Origin of the sequence: Streptomyces sp. NPDC096013 (assembly GCF_044763565.1) — a bacterium.
In the GTDB taxonomy this organism is placed as follows: Bacteria; Actinomycetota; Actinomycetes; order Streptomycetales; family Streptomycetaceae; genus Streptomyces.
This window is the reverse complement of record NZ_JBIWGK010000001.1, coordinates 259,142-274,577: the sequence shown is the minus strand read 5'-3', so window position 1 is coordinate 274,577 and position 15,436 is coordinate 259,142. Positions and strand designations below refer to the sequence as shown.

The following is a 15,436-nucleotide window of genomic DNA, read 5'->3' as shown; positions in this document are numbered from 1 at the left end:
GCGGTCTGTCCTCGCACCCCCGTACGTTCGTGTCGCTTCGAAGGATGCAGATGGAACTCGCCACTCCGCCACCGGCGGCGCGGGCCCCTGTCGCCTGGTACGGCTGGTGGCTGATGCCGCTGGCCTTGGGGGGTGGGACGGTCGCCGCCACGTTCATGAGCTCGGAGCGCATCACCGCGGCGGCGGCCGGAGCGGCGGCGACCGCGGCCAGTGCCGTGTGCGTACGGCTGCTCGTCCGGAGCCAGGCCCGGCTGCGCCGATCCGAAAGCGATTTCCGCACCGCGCAGGCCGAGCACTCCCGGCAGTGGCAGCAGCATGTGACGCTCCTGGAGCGCAAGTTCAGCGCCGAGCGCGACGCGCTGGAGGCGCAGCTGACCGAGCACTCCGACGTGTACGAGGTGCGGCTCGCCGACCTGACCGGCGCGTACGAGGCCCAACTCGCAGACCAGGCACGGGCGTTCGAGGAGAGGCTGACCGACCAGGCCGCGTCCTACGAGGCGCAGCTCGCCGATCAGGCCGAGGTGTGGCAGGAGCAGCTGGCCCACCAGCTCGCCGCCGTGGCCCGGCTCGCCGACGAGCAACTCCCGCAGGCGCTGGAGCAGTTACGTGCCGGCGACGCCATCGACGATCTGCTGCCGGCCGCGAACCAGTGCGCGAAGGTCAGCGCCGAGCTCCAGGCCGAACTGCGCAAGGTGCTGCGGACCTCGCTCATCGGCGTCGAGGAGGAGTTCAACCGCTCCACCTCCGCCGAGCAGGCCGTCATCAGCATCGGCAACCGCATCCACGTACTGACCAGCAAGCTGCGCGGCCGATTGCACGAACTCCAGGGCGAGCACGGGCGGTTACCCGCCGTCGCCGGCGGTCTGATGGAGCTGGACCAGGAGATCGGCCCCGCCGACTGTCTCGCCGCCAGCATCGGGGTGCTCGGCGGCTCGGACCGGCCCGGCCGGCAGTGGCAGGAACCGCAGCGACTGCTCAGCGTGGTGCGCGGCGGCATCGGCCGCATCAAGGACTTCCACCGCGTCGACGTACGCCATCTGCCCGAACTCGGCGTCGACGGCGGCCTGGTGGACCACCTCACGCTGATCTTCGCCCACCTCCTGGACAACGCGGCCCGCTACTCGCCGCCCACCGAACCGGTCATCGTCTCCGGCAAGGAGGTCCCGAACGGCGTCGGCATCGAGATCCAGGACTCCGGCAAGGGCCTCAGCGAGGAGGCCAAGCGTGAGGCGGAGCAGGCCCTCGCGGGCACCGGCGCGGGACCCGGACTCGGCGGTGTCTCGGAGGACGCCAGCATCGGCCTGCGCGTCGTCGGCACCCTCGCCCGCCGCTACGGCATCCGCGTCACCTTCGCGGACTCGCCCTGGCTCGGCACCTCGGTGGTCGTCGTCGTACCGCACAAGTTCTTCAGCCAGTTGCCCGCGTCCGCCCCGGCCGGAGCCCCCTCGTTGCGGGCCGCCGCGATGACCCGTGCCGCGGACGACGGGGCCCCGGCCGGGGTCGAGGCGGCGGACACCACCCCCGGCGGGCTGCCCAGGCGCCGCAGCAGGCGCGGAGAGCCGGCGCGAGCCCAACAGGCCGCGAGGAGCGCGGAGTCGGACGTCTCCGCCGTGCCGCCGGACGCCTCCTTCGCCGGTCTGGCGGCCTTCGCCACGGCCGGCCGGGAGACGCCGGGGGAGGAACCGGCGTCCGCGGGCCGCGAGTTCACCGAGCACAGCACGGAAGAGAGCGACGAGTCCACATGACGCAACAGGGAACCGACGTGAGCTGGGCACTCCGCGATCTGGTGGAGAGCATCCCGGAGATCCGCTTCGCCCTCGTGGCCTCCAGCGACGGCAAGGCGATCACCTCGTTCGGCGCGGAGGACCCCGACGACGTCGACCGCTTCGCGGCCGTGGTGGCCGGACTGCAAGCGCTGGCCCAGCCGGTCGCCGAGCAATTCCCCAAGTACGCGGGGCAGTTGCGGCTGGCGATGATCGAGGTCGACGGCGGCCACCTCTTCGTCGTCCGCGCCGGTGTGGAGACGTATCTCGGCGTACTGGCGCGCGAGGGGCTCGACCAGGGCCTCCTCGGACACCAGATGCGGGACCTGGCCCGCAGGATGGGTGAACTCCTCGGCACCAGCGCGCGCCTGGAGGAGCACTCTGGATGAGCGCTCCCCGCCGGCCGACCGATCCGTCCGGTCTGGAGCGTTACTACGTCCTCACCGGGGGACGCAGCGGACCGGTCGGCTCGGCGTCGAGCCTTGACGTGGCGACCCTCATCGTCTCCCGCTCGGCGCCCGTCCCGGGCATGCAGCACGAGCACGAGGAGATCCTCCGGCGCTGCCGCCAACCGCTGTCGGTGGCCGAACTCGGTGCCCACCTCGGACTGCCCTTCAACATTCTCGCGGTGCTGCTGGCGGACCTGCTGGAGGCAGACCGCGTCGAGGCCCGCCACCCCATCCCGGCGCGGAACGCCGGCCGCGGGCCCGACCTCGCGCTCCTTGAGGAGGTACTCAGTGGACTTCAAAGGCTTTGACCGGCCCGGCTTCCCGGCCGGTGGCGGCACCCGCTCGGTGAAGGTGATGATCGCCGGCGGGTTCGGCACCGGGAAGACCACGATGGTCCGCTCGGTCAGTGACATCAAGCCGCTCACCACCGAGGAGACCCTCACCGAGGCGAGCGCGGGCGACGACCGTCTCATCGGGGTGGCCGACAAGACGGAGACCACCGTCAGCCTCGACTTCGGCAAGATCGGCATCAACGACGAACTCGTCCTCTACCTGTTCGGCACGCCGGGCCAGGAGCGGTTCTGGTTCCTGTGGAACGGCCTGTTCAAGGGCGCGCTCGGCGCGGTCGTCCTCGTCGACACCCGCCGGCTCGCGTCCAGTTTCCGGGCGATCGAGGAGATGGAGCGGCAGGACGTGCCGTTCGTCATCGCGCTGAACATCTTCCCCGACTCCCCGGAGTTCCCGGTCGACGAGATCCGGGACGCCCTCGACATCTCCCCGGGCATCCCGGTCGTGGCCTTCGACGCCCGTGTCCGTTCCTCCAGCCGTGACGTACTCGTCGCGCTGATCCGGCACCTGAGGGACCGCTCGGCCGTCGGCGCAGGGGAGTCCCGATGACCGAGCAGACCGGGAACGGCCCGGATGCCCCGCGTGGCTGCCCCGTCGCGCACGGCACGGGCGATGGGCTCACCCGGCTCTACGGGCCCGACGCGGCGACCGATCCGCGCGCGATCTACGAGCGGCTGCGCGAGGAACACGGCTCCGTGGCACCGGTGTTGCTCGAAGGCGACGTCCCGGCCTGGCTGGTCCTCGGGTACCGCGACAACCGGCGGGTGCTGGACACGCCCCGGCAGTTCACCCGGGACGCGCGGATCTGGCGGGACTGGCGGGAGGGGCGGGTCGCGGACACCTCGCCGATCATGCCCATGGTCGGATGGCGTCCCGACTGCGTCTCCCAGGACGGGGAACCGCACCGTCGGCTGCGCGGTGCGGTGACCGACGGATTACTGGCGGCGTCCGGACGCGGGGTGCGGCGGCACGCGGCCTACTTCGCCAACAAGCAGATCGACGCGTTCGTGGACGCCGGTCGTGCCGACCTGGTCGCGGACTACGCCGAGTATCTGCCGATGCTGGTGCTGACCCGGATTCTGGGACTTCCCGCGGGGGACGGGAATCGGCTCGTCGAGTCCAGCGCGCAGGTTCTCAGGGGTGGGGAGGACGCCCTGCGGCACAACGACCGCATCATCGAGATCCTCGGTGAACTCGCCGAGCGCAAGCGGGCGGAGCCGGGTTCCGACTTCACCACCGCGCTGCTCCAGCATCCCGCGGGGCTCGACGCGGAGGAGGTCGTGATGCATCTGCGGCTGGTGCTGATCGCCGCGCACACCACCACGAGCAATCTGTTGGCCCGGGTGTTGGAGCGCGTTCTCACCGACACCTCACGGCTTTCCGGCCTGGTCAGTGGGCAGTTGACCGTCTCGGCCGTGGTGGAGGAAGTCATGTGGGACACACCGCCGTTGGCCGTTCTTCCGGGGCGGTTCGCCACGGCGGATCTCGACCTCGGGGGGCATCGGATCGAGGAGGGCGACCTGCTCGTCCTCGGACTCACCGCGGGGAATGCCGATCCGGAGATCCGGCCCGACGCGGGGGTGTCGGTGCAGGGCAACCAGTCGCATCTCGCGTTCAGTTCGGGGCCGCACGAATGCCCCGGGCAGAGCATCGGGCAGGCGATTCTCGAGGCCGGGGTGGATGTGCTGCTGCATCGGCTGCCGGGGCTGCGGTTGGCGGTGGCGGTCGAGGAGCTGACCTCCACGGCATCCACCTGGGAGTCCCGACTGGACTGCCTGCCGGTCGAGTTCGCGGGGTGAGTCGGTGGTTCACCGCACCCGGGGAAAGCGGCTGCCCGGCGCCTGGCCGGGCAGCGCGCCCTCGGATCAGACGGCCAGCAAGTCGTCCACCGAGCCCCTTCCCGCCAGTTCCGCCGTTGCCGCCGGGCCCTCTTTCCCCGCCGTGTACCTGCCCGAGACCAGTGCCCACTCGTAGTTGCCGTTGATCCAGTGCTGGATGGCCTCCACGCCCTGGCGGACCCGGGCGCGCTCGTCCTCGGTGAGGCTCAACTCGTCGCACATCTGCGGGACTTGGGCCTCCAAATCCAGGTACTCGGTGAGGCGGGCGTTCGTCATGCGGTAGGCCTCGTCGGCCGCCGCCTCCCAGGACAGGCCGCGCTCCCGGTGGAGCACGGCTATCAGGTTGTGGCCGTCTCCCCGGCGCCGTTCACGCTCGAAGGAGTGGATGTCGTTCATGAACCCGATGGTGTCGGCGGCCAGGTCACGCATGCGTTCCATCAGCGGGTGGGCCTGCACCTGGGCCGGGACCTCGAAGCCCCGGCTGCGTTCGCCGGCGTCGATGCTGTGGTGGATGCCCACCGTGCGGCGCCGGAACTCCGTGTACTCCGCGAGGTCCAGCGTGCCCGCGATGCCCCGGGCCGCGAGGTCGACCTCCTCGCAGTGCGCCACCAGGAACCGGCCCCAGGACGCGGCGAACCGGGTCCGCCAGGTCAGGGACATGCCTTCGGAGAGGTGGTCCCACACCTGCGCCCAGGCCACGGTGATCGGACAGACCACCCGGGGCCTGCTGCCCGTCGGACGCAACGGCGTGACGATCAACTCCCGCGCCACCTCGAGTACGCGGTCGGCGCGGTCCGGCCGGCTCGCGTCGAACTGGTCGTCGAAGAGGAACGCCAGGGAGAACCAGTTCATCAGGACGACCATGTCGGCGGGCGACGCGTGCGGGTAGGTGCGGGCCGCGGCCTGCGGGAGATCCCAGGACCGGTACTCCTCGAAGCCGGCCTGGCTGCGCACCAGGCCCATGTCCCAGACCCAGCGCAGATGGCGGGCCCGGGCGTACTCCAGGTGATCGCTGACGGGGGTGTCGAAGGGGAGGTCGAAGGTGACGTCCTGGGGCATGCGCTTTCCTTTCGGGAGACGGAACACTGAGTCCCCCCTGCGTGCGGGCGGTCCGTTCGACCGCCCGCGCCCTCGAACTACGCTTCCTGGCGCGTGAGTTGGCCCAAAAAGCGGTACGAGGCTGCCCAGAGCCTAGATGATCTACGCCGCGTCCCGATCGTGATCCCCGTTACTGCTCAGCCATTCTGAGCTGCGTACACTTCCTTGCCGCCCACATGGGTAAGCGCTACCCGCGTCTCGCCGATCTCCTCCGGCGGAGCGGCGAACGGGTCGCGGTCCAGGACCACCAGATCCGCCAGCGCGCCCACCGTGACGCGCCCGGTGTCGTCCAGGTGGTTCGCGTATGCCGAACCCGCCGTGTACGCCGTGACCGCCGCCGCGAGGTCGAGTCGCTCGCCCGGCAGGAACACCGGTCCCCTGCCCCCGGGTTCGACCCGGTTGACCGCGACATGGATGCCCTGGAGCGGGTCGGGGCTGCTCACCGGCCAGTCGCTGCCCGCCGCGAGCCTCGCCCCGGAGCGCAGCAGCGACGCGAACGGGTACTGCCACAGGGCCCGTTCGGGCCCGAGGAACGGAATCGTCAGCTCGTCCATCTGCGGTTCGTGCGCGGCCCACAGCGGCTGGATGTTCGCCACCGCGCCGAGTCGCGCGAAGCGCGCCACGTCGTCCGGGTGCACCACCTGAAGATGCGCGAGATGCGGTCGGGTGTCGCTCGGCCCGTTCGCGGCCCGCGCCGCTTCCACGGCGTCCAGCGCGTCCCGCACGGCCCGGTCGCCCAGCGCGTGGAAGTGGCACTGGAAGCCGAGTGCGTCCAACTCGGTGACGTAGGCGGGGAGTTGCTTCGGGTCGATGAAGCTGGTGCCCCGATTGGCCGTGGCGCAGCCGCACGTGTCGAGGTACGGGTCGAGCAGGGCGGCCGTACCGGTCTCCGCGACCCCGTCCAGCATCAGCTTCACGCTGCTCGCGCTGAACCGGCCATGGCTCAACCGGGCCCGCCGCTCGACCAGTTCGGGGATCTGCTCGGCGCCGCGCTCCCGGTCCCACCACAGCGCGCCGACGACCCGCGCGGTGAGCGAACCGTCCCGGGCTGCGGCGAGATACGCGTCGGAGGGATCGTCCATCCCCAGGAACTCCCCGACCAGCGCGTCCTGCCAGGCCGTGATGCCGAGCGCGTGCAGATGCCGCTGGGCGTGCAGCAGCGCGGCGAGCCGGTCGGCCTGCGTGGCCGGTGGGGTCAGACGTCCGACCAGCTGCATCGCCCCTTCCTGGAGCGTCCCGGTCGGTTCACCCGAGGCGTCCCGCTCGATGCGCCCGTCCGCCGGGTCGGGCATGTCCCGTGTGATGCCCGCGAGTTGCAGGGCCCGGCTGTTGACCCACGCGCCGTGATGGTCCCGGTTGGGCAGATACACCGGGCGGTCCGGTACGACCGAGTCCAGCAACTCCTTGGTGGGCGTGCCCCCTTCGAACGCCTCCATCGACCACCCGCCCCCGGTGATCCACTCCCGCTCGGGATGCGCGTCGGCGTAGGCCCGTACGGCGGCGATCGTGTCCTCGGCCGTCCTGGCCCGGGTCAGATCGCACTGGGTCAGCTCCAGCCCCGCCGGCACCGGGTGCACATGCGCGTCCTGGAACCCGGGCAGCAGCAACCGCCCCGCCAGATCGACGACTTGGGTGCCCGGCCCGGCGAGGTCGTGCACCTCGGCATGGCCCACGGCGGTGATCCGATCGCCGGTGACGGCCACTGCGGTGGCGGTGCGGCCCTCGGGGGTGAGGACGGGGCCGTTGGTGAAGAGGAGGTCTGCGTGCATGGTTCGTGTCCTTGCGGGGTCAGCGGGAGGTGGCGAGGAGCTGCGGTGCGTCGGCGTCGGTGCCTCGGCCGGAGTGGAAGTACGGGGATCGGCGCACCCACTTCGCCCACGCGGCGGCCAGGAAGCCGGACGCGATCATCGCCAGCGGAGTGAGCAGCAGGAACCAGCCGTTGTCCGCGCTGACTTCGAGGTGGTCGGTGGAGGTGTAGAAGGACCAGCCGAGGTAACCGCCCAGCGCCAGGAGGGAGAGGGCGCTCAGCGCGGGCAGCACGACCGCGCGTATGCCCTGCCGCCAGTCCTCCTTCAGCAGCGAGCGGAAGCGGACGGCGGCGGCCAGCGCGGTGAGGGCGTAGGACAGGGCCACGACGATTCCCACGGCGTTCACCGTGGCCATGATCATGTCGGCGAGGCGGGGGATCACCAGAGCCAGGGCCGCGACCGCCGTGGCCAGCGCGCCGATCAGGAGCGTGCCGAGGGCGGGAGTGCCGTAGCGGGCGCTGACCTTGCCCCAGACCGGGCCGAGGGTGCGGTCGCGGCTCATCGCGAACATGCCTCGGGCGGTGGGGATGACACCGGCCTGGAGGGAGGCGACCGCCGAGAACATCAGGGCGACCAGGGGGAGCGCGGCCAGTGGCTGGGAGGCGAGGCGGTCGCCGAAGTAGGCCAGGCCCTGGGCGCCGTGGCCCGCCAACTCGTCCTCGGACAGCACGCGTTGAAAGGCGATCGAGCCGAGCAGGAACAGGCCCAGCATCGTCACCAGGGTGATGAGGCCGGCCCGGGACGCGTCGCGGGGGTCGCGTACCTCCTCGTTCACGGTGAACGCGGCCTCGAATCCCCAGTAGCAGAACACCGACAGCAGCAGACCCTGCGCGAGCGCCGACGCCGAGGGGATCGCGAACGGGTCGAACCAGCTGAGGCTGAAGGCGTGCGGGCCGGTGACGATGCCGTAGCAGCAGAAGCCGAGGAGGACGGCGTACTCGAAGATCAGCAGGCCGGTCTGGAGGCGGGCGGCCGTGCGGACGCCGGTGACCGCGGTGAGGGTGACGGCGATCAGCACCAGGATGCCCACGGCTGTCGTCTGGGCCGTCGAGCCCGGGTCGAGGGCGAGGCCGGCGACCCGGTGCACTCCGGCCTCGCCGGCCAGCTGGATCATCGCCGAGCCGGTGACCGCCGTGGTGTAGGCGAGGAAGGCGATCGTGGCGACGATGTTCACCCAGCCGACCAGGAAGCCCAGCCACGGGGTGAGTGAACGGCCCACCCACACATAGCCGTTGCCCGCGTTCGGCTCGACGCGGTTGAGCCGGGAGTAGGCGCCCGCGATACCCAGGATCGGCAGGAACGCGAGCAGCATGATGGCCGGCAGATGCAGCCCGACCACCCCGGCGGTCACGCCCAGACCGATGCCGATGCTGGTGGTCGCGGCCGTGCTGGACGCGGCGATGGCGACGCCGTCCAGCAGACCGAGGGACTTGCGCAGTGCGGGCCCCGACGGGGGTGGCGTGTCGTTCATGGCGTGCTCTCCGCTCGCACCGGGGGGCCCGGACGGCCCCGGTGAACGCACATGAAACTGCCCGCGCACTTAACAGGTCAACGGTGTTGTCGTAAGGTGCGGACACCCGGACGGACCATCGAGGAGGTGCCGAATGAGCGAGCGAGTCGTCCCGGCCGCCGCCCGGCAGCGCAGGCGCCCCACCAAGCAGGGCGTCGTCCTGTCCGAGGAACTGATCGTCGAGACCGCCCTCAGGCTCATCGAGGAGCATGGGACCGAGGCACTGTCCGTACGACGGCTCGGTCGCGCCCTCGGCGCCGATCCCAGCTCCCTGTACCGCTACTTCCGGCACACCGACGAGCTGATGCTCGCCGTCGCCGACGAACTGATCGGCCGGACGCTGCGCACCTGGCGGCCCACCGGCGACTGGCGCGCCGACCTGCGGGAACTGGGCCTGCGTGTGCACGCGGGGGCGCTCGCGCACCCCCGTGCCGCGGTGCTCAGCTCCTGCCGGGTGACCGGGCGGGTGTACGAGATCCAGGCCGTGGAGACGATCCTCGGGGTGCTGCGCGGAGCCGGGTTCCCCGACGCCGAGGCGGTGCGGATCTACCACGCCTACGTCGACCAGGCCCTGGCCTTCGGCGCCCTGGACTCCGCGAACACGGCGCTGCCGAAACCGGCCCGCGAGGCGGAGGCGGCCGTATGGCAGGCGACGTACGCGCGGCTGCCCGCCGACACGCACCCGCACATCGCGGCGACATCCCGGCATCTCGTGGCCACCATGCGGCACAGCTCCTACCCGGCGGCCCTCGATCTGCTGCTCAACGCGGCGGCGGCACGCCTCGCCGAGATCCGTGCGGCGGCGGGGGACCGGGCGGCAGACTGAGGCCATGACACCACAGCCCGCACGCACCGCGAAGCAGCGCAAGCAGGACACGCTCCGTCGGCTGGAGGACGACGAGGACGCCTGGGTCGCCACCGCGGGCGAGGACGGAGGAGCGCCCTATCTCGTACCGCTGTCGTTCGTGTGGGACGGCACGACCCTGCTGTTCGCGACCCCGGCCGCGAGCCCCACCGGCCGCAACCTCGTCTCGACCGGCGTCGCCCGGCTCGCCGTCGGACCCACCCGGGACGTCGTGCTCATCGAGGGCACCGTCGTGACGCTGACGGCGGCCGATCTGCCCGAGGAGGACGCCGAGATCTTCGCCGCGAAGACCGGCTTCGATCCGCGCCAACTCACCACGCCCTACCTGTACTTCAGGGTCCGGCCGCAGCGGATCCAGGCCTGGCGGGAGGCGAACGAGCTGAAGGGACGGGACCTGATGCGCGACGGGGAGTGGCTGCCGACGGCCCCCGCGGGCTGATCGACTCCGGTTCCCGGCATCAACTGGCCCAAGCGGGATATCCGTTGGGTGCGTCGCAACCGGACTCGTCGCTTGCGCGCCCCCATCCTCGGAGGAAGACAATGGCACTGGTGAATGCGAGCTTCTTGGTGCTCGACGCGGTCGATCCGGAGAAACTCGCCGTGTTCTACACGGAGTTGCTGGACGGCGAGCAGACCGACATCAGTCTTGACCAGGTGGAGATACAGGGCGCCGACGGGACCCGGCTGGCGTTCCGCCGGGACCTGAGCGCCACCCCGCCGCTGTGGCCGCGCTCCGAGAACAACCAGCAGGTCCACCTGGACTTCCTGGTGGAGGACCTGGACGAGGCCGAACGCAGGATCGTCGGCCTCGGCGGACGCCCGCTGGAGACCAAGGACATGCCGGGCCCGCACGAGGAGCGCGTCTACGCGGACCCGGCCGGTCACACCTTCACCCTCCGCCCGGTGCCGTCCACGGCCGCCGATCAGCGCTGAGCGGGCTCACTCCCGGGCGGGCGGCTCACTCCCGGCCGCTCTTGTCCTTCGCCGGCCAGATCCCCGTCGAGCGCTCGATCGCCTTCGCGCCGGTGCGGTCCGCCGCGCTGCGCGCCACCGCGAACAGGGCGCCCTGGAGCGCGGAGGCGAGCAGGATCTCGGCCCAGCCACGGTCCCGGTCCAGCGGGTCGGGGGCGTTGTCCTCGTGCCGTATCGCCTTCCACGCGGTCCGGAAGGCACGCCCCGCGAGGGCGCCGCTCACCAGGCCCAGGACGAGACCGACGGGCTGGTAGAGGAGGGGGAGCTTCTTCTTCTTGGTCTTGGCCACGTGGATCTCCTTCTGCGGACGAGCGGACCGGCACCCCGACGGTGTCACCGAAACCGGGCGTCCGGTAGAGGGTGTGAGCAGCACCTTCAGGGGCAGTCGGCGAAGATGAGCGACGCACCTGCCGACCATGAGTCTGACCGCAAAAAGGATCACGAAACCGACGAATTGGCGGACCGGGAATCCCACGGAATGGCGGACCGGGAATCCGACCGTGTGGCGGACCACAAGTCCGACGACGTGGCGGACCGGGAGTCCGATAGCGCGGCGGACCGGGAGTCCGATGGCGCGGCGGACCAGGGGTCCGACGGTGCGGAGGACCGCAAGACCCGGATCACCGTCCTCGTCGCGCTCGCCGCCAACCTGGTGATCGCTGCCGCCAAGGCCGTCGGCGGTCTGATCGCCGGATCACCCGCGCTGCTCTCGGAGGCCGCGCACTCCGTGGCCGACAGCCTCAACGAGGTCTTTCTCCTCGCGGCCCTGCGCCGCAGCCGCCGCCCCGCCGACGACCGGCACCCCTTCGGCTACGGCAAGGAGCGGTTCTTCTGGTCGCTGCTCGCGGCCGTGGGAATCTTCGTGATGGGCGCCTGCTTCTCCGTCTTCCAGGGCGTCGAGGCCCTGCGCAACGGCGCCGAGGAGACGTCCACGGGGTACATCGTGGGCCTGGTCGTGCTCGGCGTGGCCCTGGTCGTGGAGGGCGTCTCCCTGCTGCGGGCCCTGCACCAGGTGCGCGCCCAGGGCGGCGGCATGGAGGCGCTGCGCGACCCCGCGCTGCGGACCGTCATCGCCGAGGACGGCACCGCCGTGCTCGGCGTGACCCTCGCCATCGTCGGCATGGCGCTGCACATGATCACCGGCCAGGTGGTGTGGGAGGCGTCCGCGTCGATCGCGATCGGCGTGCTCCTCGGCTACGTCGCCTACCGTCTGGGCCGCGACGCCCGCGACCAGCTCATCGGCGAGGCCGTCGACCCCGAACTGAGCGACAAGATCAGGAAGTTGCTGGCCGCCGAGCCCGAGATCGACAGCGTGGAAGCGCTGTTCACGATGCGGATGGGCCTCGACTCGACGATGGTCGCCGCCCGGATCGACCTCGTCCCCGGCATGGACAGCGAGCGGGTCGAGGAGGTCTCCGTGCGGATCAAGCGGTCCCTCGGCCGGGCGGTGTCCGAGGCCGGCGAGATCTTCCTGGACATCACCGACCGGCCGGTGGAGAGGGAGGCACGGGAAAGCCCCGCCGCGACGGGGGAGCGCGGCGGGGCCTGAACGTCGGGTGCCCGACGGATACGGCTTCATGCGCCCGGGAACGAGAAAAATTCGCCGGGCCCGGTCAGCCCGCGGGACTCAGCTGCCGTCGGCCGGTTCGAGGACGAACACGGGGATCTGCCGGTCCGTCTTCGTCTGGTACTCGGCGTACGGGGGATACGCGGCGACCGCCCGCTCCCACCACAGGGCCTTCTCGTCGCCGGTGACCTCGCGGGCCGTGTAGTCCCCCTTCTGGGGACCGTCCTGCAACTCCACGTGCGGGTCGGCCTGGATGTTGAAGTACCACACCGGGTGCTTGGGCGCGCCGCCCTGCGAGGCGACGACGGCGTACGTCCCGTCATGCTCCACCCGCATCAGCGGCGTCTTGCGGATCTTCCCGCTCTTGGCGCCCACAGTCGTCAGCAGAATGACGGGCAGCCCCGTGTCCGCCAGCGTCGTCCCCTTGGTGCCGCCGGAGCCCTCGTACAGCTCGACCTGGTCGCGTACCCACTGCGACGGGCTGGGTTCGTACTCGCCCTCAAGAGGCATGTCATTCGTCCCATCTCGCGTTCTACGGCTGTCTCGCACCGAGATTCAACACCAGTCGGTGCGTGATTCATCCATACCTCGGATCTCTTCGGCCATGCCCCCTCCACCGAGTGACGACCTGCGTGGCGATCGCACCGCGGGACCCGCGAGGAGAGGCCCGCGCTCGGCGAGATCCGGCTCGCCGCCGGGACCGCCGGACGGCCGTATCGAGCCAGGTTCGTGTCCTCGGCCCACCGTCCGGGACTTGCTGACCGTCCGTCATCGCGTGGCCAAGGGGGACCGCGCCGGGTCCCTGGCCTCCGCAAGGGCGGACGGCGGGACTCCGCTCACGGGCGGGTGGGGTCCGGCCGCGGCGCGACGGTGAACGTCGATCATGCCCGGAGCCTCAGGTTCGGCCAGATTGTAGGTACCACCGATCTGGCCGAACTTCCGGTGGCCTCATAGGTGCCTGGGGCATCTAATGAAGATCGGCATGACGCACTCTTCGTCTGCGAGGTCTTCCATGACGGATCTGACGGATCTGACGGAACCGAAGAACCGGACCGAACCCGTCGCCTTCCCCCAGGACCGCACCTGCCCCTACCACCCGCCCGCCGGCTACGACTCCCTCCGCGCCGACCGCCCCCTCTCCCGCGTCACGCTCTACGACGGCCGCGAGACCTGGCTGGTCACCGGCCACGCCACCGCCCGCGCGCTGCTGGCCGACCAGCGGCTGTCCTCCGACCGCACCCACCCCGACTTCCCCGCGACCAACCCACGGTTCGCGGCGGTCCGGAACCGGCGCGTCGCCCTGCTCGGCGAGAACGACCCCAAGCACCGCACCCAGCGGCGGATGATGATCCCCGCCTTCACCGTCAAGCGCGCCACGGTGATGCGGCCCGACATCCAGCGGATCGTCGACGAACGGCTCGACGCGATGATCGCGCAGGGCCCGACCGCCGACCTGGTCTCCGCGTTCGCGCTGCCCGTGCCGTCGATGGTGATCTGCGCGCTGCTCGGCGTCCCGTACGCCGACCACGAGTTCTTCGAGGCCCAGTCCCGCCGCCTGCTGCGCGGCCCGAGGGCCGAGGACAGCCAGGACGCCCGCGATCAACTCGACGCGTATCTGGGCGCGTTGATCGACCGCAAGCAGCAGGAACCCGGCGACGGACTGCTGGACGAGCTGGTGCGCGAGCAGCTGAGCGAAGGGGCCCTGAACCGCACGGAGTTGATCTCCCTCGCGGTCATCCTCCTCGTCGCCGGCCACGAGACCACCGCCAACATGATCTCCCTGGGCACCTTCACGCTGCTGCGGCACCCCGAACGGCTGGCCGAACTCCGCGCTGATCCGGACCTGTTGCCCGATGCCGTCGAGGAGCTGATGCGGTCGCTGTCCATCGTGGACGGGCTGATGCGGGTCGCCCTGGAGGACATCGAGCTGGACGGCACGACGATCCGCGCCGGCGAGGGCGTGCTCTTCTCGACCGCGGTCATCAACCGTGACGAGTCCGTCTACACAGCCCCGGACGACCTGGACTGGCACCGGCCCACCCGGCACCACTTCTCCTTCGGCTTCGGCATCCACCAGTGCCTCGGCCAGAACCTGGCCCGCGCCGAACTGGACATCGCCCTGCGCAGCCTTTTCGGCAGGCTGCCCACGCTGCGGCTGGCCGTTCCCGCGGAGGAGATCCCCTTCAAACCCGGCGACACGATCCAGGGGATGCTGGAACTCCCCGTGACCTGGTAAGAGGCTGCGTCCCATGGAAATCCACATCGACAAGGACGTCTGCATCGGCGCCGGCCAGTGCGCGCTGGCCGCCCCGGGCGTCTTCACCCAGGACGACGACGGCTACAGCATGGTGCTGCCGGGCAAGGAGCACACCGACGACCCCATGCTCAAGGAGGCGGCACGGGCCTGCCCGGTGAGCGCGATCACCGTGGCCTGAGCGGGTTCGCCCCTCCCGGCGGGGGTGGCCGGTCCGTCAGGCACGGCCACCCCTTCCACCCGGGCCGCTCACCCCAGCACCCCCACCTCGACCCCTCGCAACCCCTGCCGCCCCGCGACCACGATGCCCGCGTCCCCGTCGACGAGGGCCACGGCCGCACAGCGCGTCCGGTGCCGCAACCGCGCTCACGGGAACTCGCCGCCGCCCGAGGTCAGGTGAGGCGCGACAGGGCGAGGGCCGCCTCGCGCGCCTCGGCCGCCGGCTCCGTGGTCCCGGTGATGCCCGCCGTGACCATGGCGCCCTCGGCCAGCAGGAACAGCTGCCCGGCGAGCGCCTCGGGCAGCCCCGCGTCCGCCACCAGACCCGCGAGATACCCGCGGAACGCCCGCTTGTGCCCCCGTACTTGGGCCACCACCCGCTCCGAGGTCGCGCCCAGCTCGCCGTACGAGTTGATCCACGCGCAGCCGCGGAAGTCGGCCTCGCCGAACCACTCCTCCAGCCAGTCGAAGACGGCCGGAATCCGCGCCCGCGGATCAGCGTGCCGCTCGACGTGCTCGGCGAGGCGTCCGCGCCAGCGCAGGTCACGCCGTTCGAGGTAGGCCTCCACCAACTCCTCCTTGGCGGGGAAGAGTTGGTAGAGCCGCTTGAGGGAGAGCCCGGACGCGGCGCGGACCGCGTCCATGCCGACGGCCTGGACGCCCCGCCCGTAGAACAGCTCCTCGGCGGCGTCCAGCGCCCGCTCCCGGGCTACCGCGCTGTCCGTGACCGGCCCCACTCGACACC

At 71.2% G+C, this 15,436-nt stretch carries 17 protein-coding genes; 11 read left to right on the top strand and 6 right to left on the bottom strand.

Annotation, left to right across the window (positions count from 1 at the left end; genetic code table 11):
• Nucleotides 1-50 precede the first annotated feature (50 nt).
• Genes ACIRB1_RS01230 through ACIRB1_RS01210 form a run of 5 tightly spaced genes read left to right on the top strand, consistent with a single transcriptional unit; the run spans nt 51 to nt 4,359 of the window.
• On the top strand, nt 51-1,745 hold the full coding sequence (locus tag ACIRB1_RS01230) for an ATP-binding protein (RefSeq protein ID WP_403464093.1): 1,695 nt from the start codon (nt 51-53) through the stop codon (nt 1,743-1,745).
• On the top strand, nt 1,742-2,152 hold the full coding sequence (locus ACIRB1_RS01225; RefSeq protein ID WP_352184720.1) for a roadblock/LC7 domain-containing protein: 411 nt from the start codon (nt 1,742-1,744) through the stop codon (nt 2,150-2,152). Before ACIRB1_RS01230 ends, ACIRB1_RS01225 begins: the two co-directional genes overlap by 4 nt.
• The gene (locus ACIRB1_RS01220; RefSeq protein ID WP_403464091.1) at nt 2,149-2,520 is read left to right on the top strand and encodes a DUF742 domain-containing protein; all 372 of its coding nucleotides are present in this window, start codon (nt 2,149-2,151) and stop codon (nt 2,518-2,520) included. The genes ACIRB1_RS01225 and ACIRB1_RS01220 overlap by 4 nt, the downstream gene beginning before the upstream one ends.
• Nucleotides 2,501-3,109 (top strand): ATP/GTP-binding protein, encoded by a 609-nt coding sequence (locus tag ACIRB1_RS01215; RefSeq protein ID WP_352184722.1) that lies wholly within the window; start codon nt 2,501-2,503, stop codon nt 3,107-3,109. Before ACIRB1_RS01220 ends, ACIRB1_RS01215 begins: the two co-directional genes overlap by 20 nt.
• Nucleotides 3,106-4,359, top strand: coding sequence for a cytochrome P450 (locus ACIRB1_RS01210; protein ID WP_403464090.1), 1,254 nt, complete (start codon nt 3,106-3,108; stop codon nt 4,357-4,359). The genes ACIRB1_RS01215 and ACIRB1_RS01210 overlap by 4 nt, the downstream gene beginning before the upstream one ends.
• A 66-nt stretch (nt 4,360-4,425) precedes the next feature.
• Here ACIRB1_RS01210 and ACIRB1_RS01205 read toward each other — a convergent pair whose 3' ends face one another.
• From ACIRB1_RS01205 to ACIRB1_RS01195, 3 genes are all read right to left on the bottom strand, one after another.
• On the bottom strand, nt 4,426-5,457 hold the full coding sequence (locus ACIRB1_RS01205) for a 7-epi-alpha-eudesmol synthase (RefSeq protein WP_403464088.1): 1,032 nt from the start codon (nt 5,455-5,457) through the stop codon (nt 4,426-4,428).
• A gap of 176 nt (nt 5,458-5,633) precedes the next feature.
• The gene (locus ACIRB1_RS01200) at nt 5,634-7,265 is read right to left on the bottom strand and encodes an amidohydrolase (RefSeq protein ID WP_403464087.1); all 1,632 of its coding nucleotides are present in this window, start codon (nt 7,263-7,265) and stop codon (nt 5,634-5,636) included.
• Nucleotides 7,266-7,284: 19 nt separating this feature from the next.
• The gene (locus ACIRB1_RS01195; protein WP_403464086.1) at nt 7,285-8,775 is read right to left on the bottom strand and encodes an APC family permease; all 1,491 of its coding nucleotides are present in this window, start codon (nt 8,773-8,775) and stop codon (nt 7,285-7,287) included.
• Between the two features lie 133 nt (nt 8,776-8,908).
• On the opposite strand from ACIRB1_RS01195, the gene ACIRB1_RS01190 reads away from it, so the two are divergent.
• From ACIRB1_RS01190 to ACIRB1_RS01180, 3 genes are all read left to right on the top strand, one after another.
• Complete coding sequence (locus tag ACIRB1_RS01190) at nt 8,909-9,640, top strand: TetR/AcrR family transcriptional regulator (protein WP_403464085.1); 732 nt, start codon at nt 8,909-8,911, stop codon at nt 9,638-9,640.
• A gap of 4 nt (nt 9,641-9,644) precedes the next feature.
• Nucleotides 9,645-10,118, top strand: coding sequence for a pyridoxamine 5'-phosphate oxidase family protein (locus ACIRB1_RS01185; RefSeq protein ID WP_403464084.1), 474 nt, complete (start codon nt 9,645-9,647; stop codon nt 10,116-10,118).
• A 101-nt stretch (nt 10,119-10,219) separates the two neighbouring features.
• The gene (locus ACIRB1_RS01180) at nt 10,220-10,612 is read left to right on the top strand and encodes a VOC family protein (RefSeq protein WP_352184729.1); all 393 of its coding nucleotides are present in this window, start codon (nt 10,220-10,222) and stop codon (nt 10,610-10,612) included.
• A 25-nt stretch (nt 10,613-10,637) separates the two neighbouring features.
• Here ACIRB1_RS01180 and ACIRB1_RS01175 read toward each other — a convergent pair whose 3' ends face one another.
• A complete protein-coding gene (locus ACIRB1_RS01175; RefSeq protein WP_352184730.1) occupies nt 10,638-10,940 on the bottom strand; it encodes a DUF4235 domain-containing protein in 303 nt (100 codons plus the stop codon).
• A 189-nt stretch (nt 10,941-11,129) separates the two neighbouring features.
• Between ACIRB1_RS01175 and ACIRB1_RS01170 the strand changes: the two genes are divergently transcribed.
• A complete protein-coding gene (locus tag ACIRB1_RS01170) occupies nt 11,130-12,200 on the top strand; it encodes a cation diffusion facilitator family transporter (protein WP_352184731.1) in 1,071 nt (356 codons plus the stop codon).
• Between the two features lie 78 nt (nt 12,201-12,278).
• On the opposite strand, the gene ACIRB1_RS01165 is transcribed toward ACIRB1_RS01170, so the two are convergent.
• Nucleotides 12,279-12,728 carry a nitroreductase family deazaflavin-dependent oxidoreductase gene (locus ACIRB1_RS01165; protein WP_352184732.1) on the bottom strand — a complete coding sequence of 150 codons (450 nt, stop codon included), beginning with the start codon at nt 12,726-12,728 and terminating at the stop codon, nt 12,279-12,281.
• A 502-nt stretch (nt 12,729-13,230) separates the two neighbouring features.
• Here ACIRB1_RS01165 and ACIRB1_RS01160 point away from each other — a divergent pair.
• Together ACIRB1_RS01160 and ACIRB1_RS01155 are read left to right on the top strand one after the other, a co-directional pair.
• Nucleotides 13,231-14,454 carry a cytochrome P450 gene (locus ACIRB1_RS01160; protein ID WP_403464083.1) on the top strand — a complete coding sequence of 408 codons (1,224 nt, stop codon included), beginning with the start codon at nt 13,231-13,233 and terminating at the stop codon, nt 14,452-14,454.
• A 13-nt stretch (nt 14,455-14,467) separates the two neighbouring features.
• On the top strand, nt 14,468-14,653 hold the full coding sequence (locus ACIRB1_RS01155; RefSeq protein ID WP_352184734.1) for a ferredoxin: 186 nt from the start codon (nt 14,468-14,470) through the stop codon (nt 14,651-14,653).
• Nucleotides 14,654-14,864: 211 nt separating this feature from the next.
• Here ACIRB1_RS01155 and ACIRB1_RS01150 read toward each other — a convergent pair whose 3' ends face one another.
• Nucleotides 14,865-15,428 (bottom strand): TetR/AcrR family transcriptional regulator, encoded by a 564-nt coding sequence (locus ACIRB1_RS01150; RefSeq protein ID WP_403464082.1) that lies wholly within the window; start codon nt 15,426-15,428, stop codon nt 14,865-14,867.
• Between the last annotated feature and the right edge of the window lie 8 nt (nt 15,429-15,436).

What these genes read in the sequence shown, in the direction of transcription:
- ACIRB1_RS01230 (WP_403464093.1), top strand. Translation starts at nt 51, where the DNA reads ATGGAACTCGCCACTCCGCCACCGGCGGCGCGGGCCCCTGTCGCCTGG.
- ACIRB1_RS01225 (WP_352184720.1), top strand. Translation starts at nt 1,742, where the DNA reads ATGACGCAACAGGGAACCGACGTGAGCTGGGCACTCCGCGATCTGGTG.
- ACIRB1_RS01220 (WP_403464091.1), top strand. Translation starts at nt 2,149, where the DNA reads ATGAGCGCTCCCCGCCGGCCGACCGATCCGTCCGGTCTGGAGCGTTAC.
- ACIRB1_RS01210 (WP_403464090.1), top strand. Translation starts at nt 3,106, where the DNA reads ATGACCGAGCAGACCGGGAACGGCCCGGATGCCCCGCGTGGCTGCCCC.
- ACIRB1_RS01205 (WP_403464088.1), bottom strand. Translation starts at nt 5,457, where the DNA reads ATGCCCCAGGACGTCACCTTCGACCTCCCCTTCGACACCCCCGTCAGC.
- ACIRB1_RS01200 (WP_403464087.1), bottom strand. Translation starts at nt 7,265, where the DNA reads ATGCACGCAGACCTCCTCTTCACCAACGGCCCCGTCCTCACCCCCGAG.
- ACIRB1_RS01195 (WP_403464086.1), bottom strand. Translation starts at nt 8,775, where the DNA reads ATGAACGACACGCCACCCCCGTCGGGGCCCGCACTGCGCAAGTCCCTC.
- ACIRB1_RS01190 (WP_403464085.1), top strand. Translation starts at nt 8,909, where the DNA reads ATGAGCGAGCGAGTCGTCCCGGCCGCCGCCCGGCAGCGCAGGCGCCCC.
- ACIRB1_RS01185 (WP_403464084.1), top strand. Translation starts at nt 9,645, where the DNA reads ATGACACCACAGCCCGCACGCACCGCGAAGCAGCGCAAGCAGGACACG.
- ACIRB1_RS01180 (WP_352184729.1), top strand. Translation starts at nt 10,220, where the DNA reads ATGGCACTGGTGAATGCGAGCTTCTTGGTGCTCGACGCGGTCGATCCG.
- ACIRB1_RS01170 (WP_352184731.1), top strand. Translation starts at nt 11,130, where the DNA reads ATGGCGGACCGGGAATCCGACCGTGTGGCGGACCACAAGTCCGACGAC.
- ACIRB1_RS01165 (WP_352184732.1), bottom strand. Translation starts at nt 12,728, where the DNA reads ATGCCTCTTGAGGGCGAGTACGAACCCAGCCCGTCGCAGTGGGTACGC.
- ACIRB1_RS01160 (WP_403464083.1), top strand. Translation starts at nt 13,231, where the DNA reads ATGACGGATCTGACGGATCTGACGGAACCGAAGAACCGGACCGAACCC.
- ACIRB1_RS01155 (WP_352184734.1), top strand. Translation starts at nt 14,468, where the DNA reads ATGGAAATCCACATCGACAAGGACGTCTGCATCGGCGCCGGCCAGTGC.